We start from the raw sequence: 12,330 nt of genomic DNA, 5'->3' as shown, positions 1-12,330 counted from the left end.
CTCGGTTCCCTCTAATGCTACTGCGGTGTTTCTAGCCTGGGGGCCAGGTGAGGCTCCGGCCGCCGAGCACGTGCGCGTGGACGTGGAAGACCGTCTGCCCGGCCCCCGGACCGGTGTTGAGCACGACCCGGTAGCCCGGCTCGGCCACACCCTCCTGGACGGCCACCGCGTGGCAGGCCTTGAGCAGGTCGTCCGCGAGGCCGTCGTCGGCCGCGGCCAGGGCGGCGGCGTTCTCGTGATGTGCCTTGGGCACGACGAGGACGTGGGTCGGGGCCTGCGGGTTGATGTCGCGGAAGGCGAGCGCCCGCCCGGTCTCCAGGACGATCTCCGCCGGGATCTGCCTGGCCACGATCTTGCAGAATAGGCAGTCGGTCACGCGCCTCAGCCTAACGGTCGCCGACGACGATTGATGACGGCAATGATCCTCCCGGCTACTGTGGTTGTGCGAGACTTCACCAGACAACCCCCCTAGTGTCGCGCGAGGACACCGTCGGGCCATGCCCTCTAATGATTCGGAAGAACGTAAACCCCCCGGGGATGACGAGCGTCCTATTGACGTGACCACCGAGACCCTCGTGGCCGAAAGGTCGTTGGGGACGGTGCCCGTCGGGTGGGATGCCGACATGGCCGTGACGGCGCTGTACAGCGCTCACTATCGGTCACTCGTGCGTCTCGCGGTGCTGCTGGTTCGTGACGTGGCCAGCGCGGAAGAGGTCGTTCAGGACGCGTTCGTCGCTCTCCACGGAGCGTGGCGGCGCCTGAGGGACACCGACAAGGCACTGGCCTACCTTCGCCAATCGGTCGTGAACCGCTCGCGTTCGGTGCTGCGGCACCGCGCGGTCGTCGAGAAGTACGCCCCGAAGGGCCTGCCGGACGCGCCGAGCGCCGAGAACGGCGCCATCGGCGAGCTCGAACGCTCGGCCGTCATCGAGGCGCTCCGCGGCCTGCCCAACCGGCAGCGCGAGGCGCTGGTGCTGCGATACTACGGCGACCTGTCGGAGGCCGAGATCGCGCACGCGATGGGCATCAGCAAGGGCGCGGTGAAGAGTCACACGTCCCGCGGCATGGCCGCACTACGGATGGCACTGGAGCAGTTCTCATGACCTTCCCGTCCGACGACGAGTACGGCGAGTCGCTTCGCCGTGCCCTGCGCGCGGAGGCGGACTCGGTCGTGCCGTCTCCCGAAGGACTCGACATCATCCGCCGGCGGATCGACCGGCGGGGCCTGCGCGGCCTGCGGAACGTGCTGTGGCTGCGGGTGGGCGCCGCGGCCGCCGGAGCCGTCCTCGCGGCGGGCGCGGTCGTGATGCTCGTCCCCGGCCTGCGCGAGCAGGTCGCCGACCGCACCGGTATCGCGGTGTCGGGCGACGCCCGCGAGCAGGACCCGGAGAGCTCGACCGTGACGCGCCCGCCCGCCGAGGGGGCCGCCTCGCGGCCCGGGGTGGTGATCATCGTCACCACCAGCCCGAGCCCGTCGCACGAGCGGACCAGCCCGTCTCCGTCGCACCGTCCGGGCCCGGCCACCAGCCCGTCGCCGTCGCCGTCCGACCCCTGCGCGTCGCCTGCGGCGCGGGCCGGAGTGGTCGACCCCGAGCCGACCCTGCCCGCGACGTGCCCGCCCGTCCAGACGGCGCAGTCCGCGCCGCCGTCGGCCACGCACACCGCCGCCCCTTCGTCGGCTCCGCCCACGGCGACCGCCACGCCATCGGCCACCCCCAGCCCCCCGCCCACGGAGACGGTCACGCCCAACTCGGCCGAGACCCCCACTCCCTGACGACGGCGGTTCTCACCAGCGGCCGCAGCGGGCCAGCAGGACGGCCGCCGCGGCCACGCCCGCCGTCGAGGTGCGCAGCACGGTGGGGCCGAGCAGGGCCGGTACGGCTCCCGCCGCGCGGAACCCGGCGATCTCCTCGTCGGTGACGCCGCCCTCCGGGCCGACGATCATCACGATGTCGCCGGGGACGTCCGGCAGCGTGAGGCGGCTCAGCGGCTCGGCGGCCTCCTCGTGCAGCACGACCGCGAGCGCCGCCGCCGAGACGAGCGAGCGGACCCCCGCGGTCGTGGCCTGCTCGGTCACCTCGGGCAGGTGGAAGCGCCGGGCCTGCTTGGCCGCCTCGCGCGCCGTGCTCCGCCAGCGGGCGAGTGATCTGCCGGCCCGGTCGCCCTTCCACTGGGTGACGCAGCGGGCGGCGGCCCAGGGGACGATCACGTCCACCCCTGCCTCGGTCATCATCTCGACCGCGAGCTCGCCCCGGTCGCCCTTGGGCAGGCCCTGCACGACCACCAGCCTCGGCCGCGGGGGAGGCACCTCGTACCGGCGCAGCACCTCGGCGGTCAGCGCGTCCTTGCCGGCCGACGTGACCGTGCACTCGGCCACCCGGCCCGCGCCGTCGGTGAGGTCGACCCGCTCCCCCGCCCGCAGGCGGCGCACCGACGCGGCGTGCCGCCCCTCCGGCCCGTCGAGGACGATCGTGTCCCCCGCCTGACCGGCCGCCTCCGACAGGAACACCGGAACGCTCATGCCACCCCCTCGCCTGGCGGCTCGGGGTCACGTCGTACCGAAGGCACGCGAGTCAGCACCGCGCGAAACGCACTGTGCCTACCGATTCGCTCGCTCCGCTCGCTCATGCCACCCCCTCGGGCTCGCGTGAGCGGGCCATGTGGTGTCCCCCCGATCCGTTCGCTCAGCGGCCGTTGAAGGCGTCCCGCAGGCGCGAGAAGAAGCCCTGCTGGCCGGGAGTGAACTTGCCGGGCGGCCGTTCCTCCCCGCGCAGCTTCGACAGCTCCCGCAGCAGTTCCTCCTGCTGCGGGTCGAGCTTGGTCGGCGTCTCGACGGTCACGTGGATCAGCAGGTCGCCCCGGCCGGTCTCGTTGAGCCGCTGGATGCCCTTGCCGTACAGGGGGATGACCTGACCGGCCTGGGTGCCGGGCCGCACGTCGATCGCCTCCGCGCCGTCGAGCGTGTCGACCGACAGGACGGTGCCGAGCGCGGCGGCGGTCATGGGGATCTGGACGGTGCAGTGGAGGTCGTCGCCGCGGCGTTCGAAGATCTGGTGCGGCCGCTCGACGATCTCCAGGAACAGGTCGCCCGGAGGGCCTCCGCCCGGCCCGACCTCGCCCTCGCCCGCGAGCTGGATGTGCGTGCCGTCCTCGACGCCGGCCGGGATCCGCACCTTGATCGTGCGCCGGGTCCGGACCCGTCCCTCGCCCGAGCACTCAATGCAGGGGTGCCGGATCACGCTGCCGTACCCGCCGCACTGAGGGCAGGGGCGGGACGTCATGACCTGGCCCAGGAACGAGCGGGTGACCTGTGAGACCTCGCCCCGCCCGTGACACATGTCGCAGGTGTCGGGGTGGGTGCCCGACGCGGCCCCGGAGCCCTGGCAGACGTCGCAGACCACGGCCGTGTCGACAACGATCTCGCGCGTGGTGCCGAAGGCGGACTCCGCGAGGTCCAGCTCGACCCGGATGGTGGCGTTGCGGCCCCGGCGGGCGCGTGAGCGGGGACCCCGCGCGCCGCCGGCGGAACCGAAGAAGGCGTCCATGATGTCGCTGAAGGGGAAGCCCGCGCCGAAGCCGCCCGCCCCGGCCGGCCCGCCGCCACTCGCGAACGGATCGGCGCCCATGTCGTACATGCGGCGCTTGCCCGCGTCGGACAGCACCTCGTACGCCTGGTTGATCTCCTTGAACCGCTCCTGGGTCTCCGGGTCGGGGTTCACGTCCGGATGCAGCTCCCGGGCGAGACGGCGATACGCCTTCTTGATCTCTTCCTGGCTGGCGTCGCGCCGGACGCCAAGGGTCGCGTAGTAGTCGTTGGACACTTATGACCCCGCCAGGATCTGGCCCACGTACCGCGCGACAGCGCGCACCGCACCCATCGTCACCGGATAGTCCATTCGTGTCGGGCCCAGCACTCCCAGCCGGGCCAGTTCCTTGTCGCCCGAACCGTATCCGGCGGCCACGATAGAGGTGCCGCGCAGCCCGCTGTAGGGGTTCTCGGATCCGATTCTGACGGTGAGTTCGGACAGCCCGCCGGTCTCGCCCAGCAGGCGCATGAGCACGACCTGCTCCTCCAACGCCTCAAGCACGTCGCGCAGGCCCACGCTGAAGTCGGCGCCCGCCAGATTGGCCGTACCGCCGAAGACGATCTTCTCCTCGTGCCGCTCGACGAGCGTCTCCAGGAGCACGGACATGATGGTCGCCACCACCGGTCTCTCCTCCGGCGGCAGCCGTTCGGGAATGCCGGCCACGGTCTCGGGCACCTGCGAGAGCCAGCACCCGTCGAGGCAGCCGTTCAGCACGGAGCGCAGGTTCGCGATCCGGTCCTCGGCGAGCGCCTCGGGCAGATCGACCACCCGCTGCTCCACCCGCCCGGTGTTGGTGATCAGCACCAGCATGACCCGGCGCTCCGCCAGCGGAACGATCTCCACGTGGCGGACCGACGACCGGGTGAGCGAGGGATACTGCACCACGGCCACCTGCCGGGTGAGCTGCGCGAGCAGCCGCACCGTGCGCATGACGATCTCGTCGAGGTCGACCGCCCCGGCGAGGAACGTCTCGATGGCCCTGCGCTCCGCCCCGGACAAGGGCTTGATCTGCGACAGCCGGTCGACGAACAGGCGGTATCCCTTGTCGGTGGGGACCCGCCCGGCGCTGGTGTGCGGCTGCGTGATGTAGCCCTGCTCCTCCAGCGCCGCCATGTCGTTGCGGATGGTCGCCGGGGAGACGCCGAGGTTGTGCCTGTCCGCCAGGGCCTTGGACCCCACCGGCTCATTGGTGGACACGTAGTCCTCGACGATGGCGCGCAGGACGGCGAGCTTGCGGTCGTCGAGCAATGTGTCACCTCCCTGTACCTCGGAAACACCGACCTTGGCACTCTGTGTTCCCGAGTGCCAAGTGTACGGCTACGACCGCTCGGCGTGCGATAACGAGGAGACGATCAGGGGCAACGCGACGTGATTGCGGGCGCATCGGGCGAGCCGGCGGCCCGGGATTTGCTAGCGTTCCCCGCATGTACGGGCGGGACGTGCTTTCCGGAGACTGGCGGCGGCCACGGCGGGGGCAGATCCCCGAGATCCCGGCCGAGCCCGGCCTCGTGGTCGAGGACGCCGAGGGCCGCTTCTGCGGCGCGGTGGTGGACTGCGACAAGGAGGCCGTCACGCTGGAGGACCGCTTCGGGCGGCGGCGGGTGTTCCCGCTGACCCCCGCCGGGTTCCTCCTCGACGGCAGGCCGGTGACGCTCGTCCGTCCGAAGGCCCGGCCGTCCGGCCCGCTGCGGAGCGCCTCCGGGTCGATCGCGGTCGGGGGGCTGCGCGCCCAGGTCGCCAAGGAGAGCCGCATCTACGTCGAGGGCGTCCACGACGCCGCGCTGGTCGAGCAGATCTGGGGCCACGACCTGCGCGTGGAGGGGGTCGTCGTCGAGTTCCTGGAGGGCGTCGACGATCTGCCCGCGATCGTCGAGGAGTTCGGCCCGGAGCCGGGCAGGCGGCTGGGCGTGCTCGTGGACCACCTGGTGCCCGGCTCCAAGGAGAGCCGCATCGCCGCCCGGGTCTCCGGCGCGGACGTGCTCGTCGCCGGGCACCCCTTCGTGGACATCTGGCAGGCGGTCAAGCCCCGGGCGCTCGGCATCACGGCGTGGCCGGACGTGCCGCGCGGCGTGCCGTGGAAGGAGGGCGTGATCGCCGCCCTGGGCTGGCGGATGGACCCCCAGGAGGCGTGGCGGCACATCCTCGGCCGCGTCACGACCTACGCCGACCTGGAGCCCGAACTCCTCGGCCGCGTGGAAGAACTCATCGACTTCGTCACGGCCCCGGACCAGGCGGATTAGGGGGTCAGGTCGCGTACGACGGCGTCGGCGAGGAGCCGGCCGCGCAGCGTGAGCACGGCCCGGCCCGCCTTGAACGCCTCGGTCTCCAGCAGCCCGCCTCCCAGCGCCCGCGCACAGGCCGTACGCGCCTCGGGGGCGAGGTCGGCGAGCGGGAAGCCCGAGGCGAGGCGCAGCTCCAGCATGACGCGCTCGACGGCCCGGTCCTCCGCCGTGAGCACCTCGCGGGCGTGCGCCGGCGAGGCTCCGTCCGCCAGGCGGGCGGCGTACGCCACGGGATGCTTGACGTTCCACCAGCGGGTGCCGCCGACGTGGCTGTGCGCCCCCGGGCCGACCCCCCACCAGTCGCCGCCGGTCCAGTAGAGCAGGTTGTGGCGGCAGCGGGCCTCGTCTCCTGCCGCCCAGTTGGAGATCTCGTACCAGGTGAGGCCCGCGGCCGTCAGGGCCTCCTCGGCGATGAGGTAGCGGTCGGCCGCCACGTCGTCCTCCGGCATCGGCAGGTCGCCGCGCCGGATGCGGGCGGCGAGCCGGGTGCCGTCCTCCACGATCAGGGAGTACGCCGAGACGTGGTCGGGGCCGGCCGCCAGGGCGGCCTCCAGCGAGGCCCGCCAGTCGTCGTCGCTCTCCCCCGGCGTGCCGTAGATCAGGTCGAGGTTGACGTGCTCGAACCCGGCCGCGCGGGCCTCCCGTACGGCCTCGGCGGGGCGGCCGGGCGTGTGCCGCCGGTCGAGGACGGCGAGGACGTGCTCGCCCGCGCTCTGCATGCCGAAGCTCATGCGGGTGAAGCCGCCCTCCCGCAGTTCCTTCAGGTAGGTCGGGTCGACGGACTCGGGGTTGGCCTCGGTCGTCACCTCGGCGCCCGGCCGCAGGCCGAACTCCCCGGCGACGGCGTCCAGGATCCGTACGAGGTCGGCGGCGGGCAGCAGCGTCGGCGTGCCACCGCCGAAGAAAACCGTCTCGACCGGCGGTGCGGCGTCCCCGAGCACCCGCCGGGCCAGCCGCACCTCCTCGATCGCGGTGGCGGCGTAGTCGCGCCGCGCGGCGCCCGGCCCCAGCTCGGCGGCCGTGTAGGTGTTGAAGTCGCAGTAGCCGCAGCGCGTCGCGCAGAACGGCACGTGCACGTAGAAGCCGAACGGACGGGAACCGAGCCCGTCGAGGGCTCCGGGCGGCAGCGCGCCGCTCGCGGGGACGGGATCGCCGTCGGGAAGCACGGAAGGCACCCCTCCAGTCTGCCGTCACTCACACCCTGCCGAGGCAGACGAGAGAGGCGTCACACCGCTGGGTAACAGATGGGCAACGAGCGCCGGAAGATCATCGGATGCCCATTAACAACCGACCACAATGATCGCTGCTGTAGGACACTAATGGGGGATCCGATGAAACAGTTCAAGGTAGCCGCATGCCTGTTCCTCGCCGGTGCGAGCACGGTCGTCACGCCCGCGCCCGTTCTCGCCCGGTCGGCGACTCCGCCGTCCGCTCCGTCGCTCACCTCGGCGACCGTCCGCGACGCGTCCGCCCTGAAGTGCCAGAACCGCAGCATCAAGTCCCGGGCGAACGGCAAGTACGTCTCCGCGGAACTCGGTTATGGCAAGACGGACTCCCGCTACGGGATGCTGCGCGCCCGCGCCACCGGCGTCGGCCCCTGGGAGAAGTTCCGGATCTGCTACAACGGCCGCAATTACACGATCCAGTCCCAGCACAACGGTAAGTACGTGTCCGCTGAACTCGGTTACGGCACGTCGGACTCCCGCTATGGGATGCTGCGCGCCCGCGCGGCCTCCGCCGGCACCTGGGAGAGGTTCTTCATCTCCTCCTGCGGAACGGGCTGTGTGCTGATCAAAGCCGCCAACTTGAAGTACGTCGCGGCGGAACTCGGCTACGGCAAGACGGATCACCGGTATGGGATGCTGCGGGGCCGCACCCCCGACGTCAGCTACAAGATCGGTCCTTGGGAGAGGTTCAGCGTCCAGTAGGGCCGCCGCCCGGGCAGTCCGGCAGTTCGTGCCCCCCGGAGGCCCGGTGTGTCCGGTGCCGGATGATGACCCGTCGTTCGTCGGCCGGTGGGGCACGCAGCTCGACGTGGATCCCATCTACGTCGCGACGGGGTTGGAGGGCATCGCGGATCAGCGGGTGGACATCGCGAAGTACGCGACGAAGGGGGCCGAGTCAGCCGGGACCGTGGACCGGCCGATCCGGGAGGTCGCCGACGTCGCGCGGCTCGACGTCACCGAGCATGCCCGGCGCATGATCTACACCTGCTTCGCCCTCGGCAATGATCCGGCCTATCGGCTGATCCCGTTGCGGCGGTGGGCGCACATGCTCGGCTACCGGGGCCACTTTTCGACCAAGAGCCGTCACTACTCGACCACGCTCGGCGCGCTGCGCCAGGTGCGGGCCGATCACCAGGCCGAGCGGGCTCGGGAACGGCGCGGCCTTCCTGATCCTGCCGAGCGGGAGACGGTGACGGTCGGTGAGTGGCGTTTCGCCGGGAGCGGCTACCGGAACGGCGAACACCTGTGGGCCGAACTGATCCGGCAACGCATCATCACCGCCCGCCGGATCGCCCGTGAACGGGAAGAGTCTGCCTGACCTTGCCGAGTGTGTGCGGGAGTGGCGCGGCCGGCGCAATGCCGTAGGCACCCGAAGGGCCGCGTAGCGGGAGGGCCAGCGGCGCCACGGGGGAGGCTACTGCCCTTGGCTCGTCGGCTCTACGCTTGGTGCGCCTTCCATCGTCTCGCTGACAACCGATAGAAGGCTGAAGGCCCCCGGACTCGTTCGGGGGCCTTCACTCGTCTTCGGTGTCTCTCCGGGGCGGGCCGCCGGTCTCGGGGTCGGCGACGAAGGTGCCTTTGCCGAGCACAGTGTAGACGTCTCCGGCTTTGAGCAGTTCGTTGATGACGCGGCGTGCGGTGCCCTTGGCGATACCGAACTCTTCGGCCATGCGGGGTTCGCCAGGGATGGGGTGTCCCACCTGGTATTCGCCCGTCCGGATACGGCTGCGCATGTGGCGCGGCTCGACCTCAGCGCCGCCCAGGTGGCGGTGCTGGACGGTCAGGCGCACACCGCCCGCGCGCTGTGGAACCTGCTGCACGAGTACGTCACCTTCCGGCAGGGCCGGTTTCCGACGGTGAAGGAGTGCGACGCGGCGATCCGGGCGGCCCGCCATGAGATCGACTGGATGGGGCAACTGCCCGCCCAGGCGGCGCAAGCGGTGCTGAAAACGTATCGGCAGGCGTGGGCGAACTCGAACTCGCGCGCACCTTCGGCGTGGTCGTGGTGGAAGACCTGACGATCACGACCATGGTCCGCTCCGCCAAGGGCACGATCGAACGCCCCGGCCGGAACGTGCGGCAGAAGGCGGGGCTGAACCGCGCCATCACCGGGCAGGCGTGGGGCCGCACGGTCACCCTGCTGGAGTACAAGACCCGCGATCGCGGCGGGCTGGTGGTGAAAGTCCCGGCACGGTGGACCTCGCAGACCTGCCACCGGTGCGGCCACCGCGACCCGGCGGCCCGGGACAAGATCAGGTACGCCTGTGTCAATCCCGCGTGCGGGTGGGCCGGGCACGCCGACACCAACGCCGCGATCAACATACGCAACGCCGCAGGAACCGCGGTGTCAGGACGTGGAGACCTCGGGGCTGCCCGGTCCGCGAAGCGTCAACCCCCGCGCGCCGCCTGACCGCGACACGACGGGAGAATCTCCGGCCTTCAAGCCGGGGAGGAGTTCAATCCGTCCTGAGATGATTCACCCGGGGCGTCGCGCAGCAGGGCAGACGGCTTCGCGACAGGCAAGGCTTCCTTGATCTTGTGACACGATCGCGGGATGCTGCGACTCACCGATTTCATCATCGACTGCCCGGACACGATGAAACTGGCAGCCTTCTACTCCGAGGTGACGGGCCGCCCGATCAAGGAAGGCAGCCACGAGAACTGGGCCGGCATCACGTTCGGCGAGGTCGAGCTGGCCTTCATCCGCGTGGACGACTACCGCGCTCCGCGGTGGCCCGACCGCGAGCACCCCAAGCAGTTCCACCTCGACTTCGAAGTGGACGAAATCGAGTCCGAGCAGCGCCGCGTCCTCGACCTCGGCGCGACGCTGCGGCAGGACTTCATCGGCCCCAACGGCTACGGCTGGCGGGTTTACACCGACCCGATCGGCCACCCCTTCTGCCTGTGCCGCAACAAGGGCGTCATCTGGACCGACCAGGGCCTGATCTGGCCGAAGCGCGACTAGTGCCTGAACCGAACCTCCAGGTGCCGGACGTGGACGTGGGCCGACTGGCAGCGCCCGTCCCGCCGAGCAGAGCGTCGACGGCGTCCCGCCGCGTACGGACAGGGCTGATTTGGCGTCCTCAGGTGAGCGGATGGGGGACCGGGGCACTGCCCCCGCCCCGGTCCCCCATCCGTACCGTCAGAAGGTCAGGGGCTGGTGCAGGTCGCGGTGGGGGTCGCCGCGTTGCCGTTGGCGGTGAAACCGAACGTCGTGGAGCCTCCCGCCGCGATCGAGCCGTTGTAGGACTCGTTGGTGACCGTCACCGAGGAACCGGACACGCTCTGCCGGCCGTTCCACAGGCTGCTGATGGTCTGGCCGCCCGGCCAGGTCCACTTCACGGTCCAGCCGTTGACCGCCGAGCTGCCCGCCTGCACCGTCACCTCGGACTGGAACCCGCCGCCCCAGCTGTTGATCGTATTGATCGTCGCCGAGCATCCGCCGGGAACCGGGGACCTCGTCGGCGAAGCCGACGGACTCGCACTGGGACTCGCGCTCGGGCTCACGCTGGGGCTGGCGCTCGGGCTCGCACTGGGACTCGCACTGGGGCTCGGGCTGCTCCCCGGGCCGCTGACCCGGTAGACCACGGTGCCGTGCGCCGGAACGCTGGCGGAGATCGTGCCGCTCGTGGTGCTGGTCGCGTTGGTCCACGCGTCCGTCAGCGTCACCGTGCCGCCGGGCTTGCCGATGGCGGAGGTGGTCGTCGAGACCGTGGTGGTCGAGCCGCCCTGGTTGAAGAGGGCCACCGCGACGTCGCCGTTGGCGAGCTTCTTGGCGAGCACGCGCCGGGTGCCGTCGTTGGAGACCTGGGTGGCCTGCAGACCCAGCGAGTCCTGGTTGATGGCGATGAGGTTCTTGTTCTTGAGGATCGTCTGCGTCGCCGAGTCCATGGAGCGGATGTCGTTGCCCGCGATCAGCGGAGAGGCCATCATCGCCCAGAGCGCGAAGTGGCTGCGCATCTCGGTGTCGTTCATGCCGCCCCGGCCGATCTCCATCATGTCCGGGTCGTTGAACTGCCCGGGGCCGGCGTACGAGGCGAGCGGGACGGTGACGTTCACGATGTTCTGGATGCCCATGGGATAGCCGTTGGTCTGTCCGGTGTCCCACTTGTTCGTGATGTCCTCGGTGGTGCGCCACATGTTCGCGATGTCGCCCCAGTTGCGCTGCGGGCCGGTCTTCGCGTGGATGCTGTTGGAGTTGATGCTGTAGACGATCGGCCGCCCGGTCGCCTTGAGCGCGTCGCGCATCTTCGCGAACGTCGTGACCTGGTCGTTGATCGTGCCGTTCGGGGAGCACCAGTCGTACTTGAGGTAGTCGACGCCCCACGCGGCGAACTGCCGGGCGTCCTGCGCCTCGTGACCCTGGCTGCCGGTCGCGCCAGGGTAGCTGTTGAAGTACTGCGCGCAGGTCTTGTCCACGGGCACCTGGTAGATGCCGAACTTCAGGCCCTTGTTGTGCAGATAGTCGCCGAGCGCCTTCATCCCGCTGGGGAAGCGGGAGGGGTCGCCCTGGATGTTGCCCGACGAGTCGCGGTTGGGGTTGAACCAGCAGTCGTCGACCACCACGTACTGGTAGCCGAGGTCACGCAGTCCGCTGTTGACGATGGCGTCGGCCATCCCCCTGATCAGCGACTCGTTGATGTTGCAACCGAAGGTGTTCCAGCTGTTCCAGCCCATCGGCGGGGTCCTGGCCACCCCGTTCTCCAGTGCCTGCGCCGGGCTCACGGTGGTAAGCGCCACGGCGCCCGACGCGAGGGCCAGCGCCGCCGTGACGGCGGGGACCAGCGTCGTGCGGATGCGTTTCCTGTCCATCGGCATCGCTCCTCAGCGGGTGCGCTTCAACTGACGGGGGATGTTAGCGTTAACAACACCAGTGATCGTTGCCGGTCGCAGACATATCCCCTTGGCGAAGGTCCGGTGGCGGCCACGGACGGCGCCACGGCGCGGAGCCAATCCCATGCGGCGGGGAGCGGTCAAGACACCCGGATGAGCGACGCCGACGTGCGATCCGGCGCGCACCGGCCTGATCTGGGCGCGGGAAGCCGCGACGGGTCACGCCGCCGCAGAGCACCGGCTGTAACTTTCACCTCCCGCCCACCCGGGCGAGAGGTGACCGCGTCCCGTTCTCACGCACCCGCCGTCCGTCACACCGTACGGCCGAGGTAGGCGAGCAGGCGCCGATGCGCGGGCGCCCCGGCGGGCGCCTCGGCCTCCGGCCCGAAGACGCCGGGCAGC

At 70.8% G+C, this 12,330-nt stretch carries 15 protein-coding genes; 8 read left to right on the top strand and 7 right to left on the bottom strand.

The genetic code is table 11. The features are described 5' to 3' along the window. Window positions 1–31: 31 nt before the first annotated feature. On the bottom strand, window positions 32–376 hold the full coding sequence (locus OG344_RS19595) for a histidine triad nucleotide-binding protein (RefSeq protein ID WP_239101682.1): 345 nt from the start codon (window positions 374–376) through the stop codon (window positions 32–34). A 247-nt stretch (window positions 377–623) separates the two neighbouring features. On the opposite strand from OG344_RS19595, the gene OG344_RS19590 reads away from it, so the two are divergent. Then, a complete protein-coding gene (locus OG344_RS19590; RefSeq protein WP_327049548.1) occupies window positions 624–1,103 on the top strand; it encodes a SigE family RNA polymerase sigma factor in 480 nt (159 codons plus the stop codon). Further along, complete coding sequence (locus tag OG344_RS19585; RefSeq protein WP_405084315.1) at window positions 1,100–1,774, top strand: hypothetical protein; 675 nt, start codon at window positions 1,100–1,102, stop codon at window positions 1,772–1,774. Before OG344_RS19590 ends, OG344_RS19585 begins: the two co-directional genes overlap by 4 nt. A gap of 12 nt (window positions 1,775–1,786) precedes the next feature. Here OG344_RS19585 and OG344_RS19580 read toward each other — a convergent pair whose 3' ends face one another. The 3 genes from OG344_RS19580 to hrcA form a co-directional block, all read right to left on the bottom strand. Then, entirely contained in the window at window positions 1,787–2,521 is a 735-nt protein-coding gene (locus OG344_RS19580) for a 16S rRNA (uracil(1498)-N(3))-methyltransferase (protein ID WP_405084314.1), read from the bottom strand. A 163-nt stretch (window positions 2,522–2,684) separates the two neighbouring features. Beyond that, window positions 2,685–3,821, bottom strand: coding sequence for a molecular chaperone DnaJ (dnaJ, locus tag OG344_RS19575; protein WP_327044748.1), 1,137 nt, complete (start codon window positions 3,819–3,821; stop codon window positions 2,685–2,687). Beyond that, window positions 3,822–4,835, bottom strand: coding sequence for a heat-inducible transcriptional repressor HrcA (gene hrcA / locus OG344_RS19570; protein WP_111697206.1), 1,014 nt, complete (start codon window positions 4,833–4,835; stop codon window positions 3,822–3,824). Between the two features lie 176 nt (window positions 4,836–5,011). Here hrcA and OG344_RS19565 point away from each other — a divergent pair, with 176 nt between their 5' ends. Further along, on the top strand, window positions 5,012–5,827 hold the full coding sequence (locus OG344_RS19565) for a DUF3097 domain-containing protein (RefSeq protein WP_405084313.1): 816 nt from the start codon (window positions 5,012–5,014) through the stop codon (window positions 5,825–5,827). Here OG344_RS19565 and hemW read toward each other — a convergent pair. Next, the gene (gene hemW, locus OG344_RS19560; RefSeq protein ID WP_405084312.1) at window positions 5,824–7,044 is read right to left on the bottom strand and encodes a radical SAM family heme chaperone HemW; all 1,221 of its coding nucleotides are present in this window, start codon (window positions 7,042–7,044) and stop codon (window positions 5,824–5,826) included. The genes OG344_RS19565 and hemW overlap by 4 nt on opposite strands. A 156-nt stretch (window positions 7,045–7,200) precedes the next feature. Between hemW and OG344_RS19555 the strand changes: the two genes are divergently transcribed. Both OG344_RS19555 and OG344_RS19550 read left to right on the top strand, forming a co-directional pair. After that, window positions 7,201–7,797: a fascin domain-containing protein gene (locus OG344_RS19555; RefSeq protein WP_405084311.1), complete on the top strand. Its 597-nt coding sequence runs from the start codon at window positions 7,201–7,203 to the stop codon at window positions 7,795–7,797. Then, window positions 7,724–8,413, top strand: coding sequence for a replication initiator (locus tag OG344_RS19550; protein WP_405084310.1), 690 nt, complete (start codon window positions 7,724–7,726; stop codon window positions 8,411–8,413). Before OG344_RS19555 ends, OG344_RS19550 begins: the two co-directional genes overlap by 74 nt. Before the next feature lie 196 nt (window positions 8,414–8,609). On the opposite strand, the gene OG344_RS19545 is transcribed toward OG344_RS19550, so the two are convergent. Next, window positions 8,610–8,828, bottom strand: a complete 219-nt coding sequence (locus OG344_RS19545) for a GntR family transcriptional regulator (RefSeq protein ID WP_405084309.1) — start codon at window positions 8,826–8,828, stop codon at window positions 8,610–8,612. On the opposite strand from OG344_RS19545, the gene OG344_RS19540 reads away from it, so the two are divergent. The 3 genes from OG344_RS19540 to OG344_RS19530 all read left to right on the top strand — a co-directional run bounded on the left by OG344_RS19540 (window position 8,829) and on the right by OG344_RS19530 (window position 10,060). After that, window positions 8,829–9,113, top strand: a complete 285-nt coding sequence (locus OG344_RS19540; RefSeq protein ID WP_405084308.1) for a hypothetical protein — start codon at window positions 8,829–8,831, stop codon at window positions 9,111–9,113. Further along, window positions 9,059–9,505: an RNA-guided endonuclease InsQ/TnpB family protein gene (locus OG344_RS19535; protein WP_405084307.1), complete on the top strand. Its 447-nt coding sequence runs from the start codon at window positions 9,059–9,061 to the stop codon at window positions 9,503–9,505. Before OG344_RS19540 ends, OG344_RS19535 begins: the two co-directional genes overlap by 55 nt. Before the next feature lie 144 nt (window positions 9,506–9,649). Then, on the top strand, window positions 9,650–10,060 hold the full coding sequence (locus OG344_RS19530; RefSeq protein ID WP_327044735.1) for a VOC family protein: 411 nt from the start codon (window positions 9,650–9,652) through the stop codon (window positions 10,058–10,060). A 185-nt stretch (window positions 10,061–10,245) separates the two neighbouring features. Here OG344_RS19530 and OG344_RS19525 read toward each other — a convergent pair whose 3' ends face one another. Then, window positions 10,246–11,907 (bottom strand): cellulose binding domain-containing protein, encoded by a 1,662-nt coding sequence (locus OG344_RS19525; RefSeq protein WP_405084306.1) that lies wholly within the window; start codon window positions 11,905–11,907, stop codon window positions 10,246–10,248. Between the last annotated feature and the right edge of the window lie 423 nt (window positions 11,908–12,330).

It is taken from the genome of Microbispora sp. NBC_01389, from assembly GCF_045040095.1.
GTDB lineage: Bacteria > Actinomycetota > Actinomycetes > Streptosporangiales > Streptosporangiaceae > Microbispora.
Note: the sequence above shows the minus strand (reverse complement) of the source record. Positions and strands in the feature narration are given on the sequence as shown.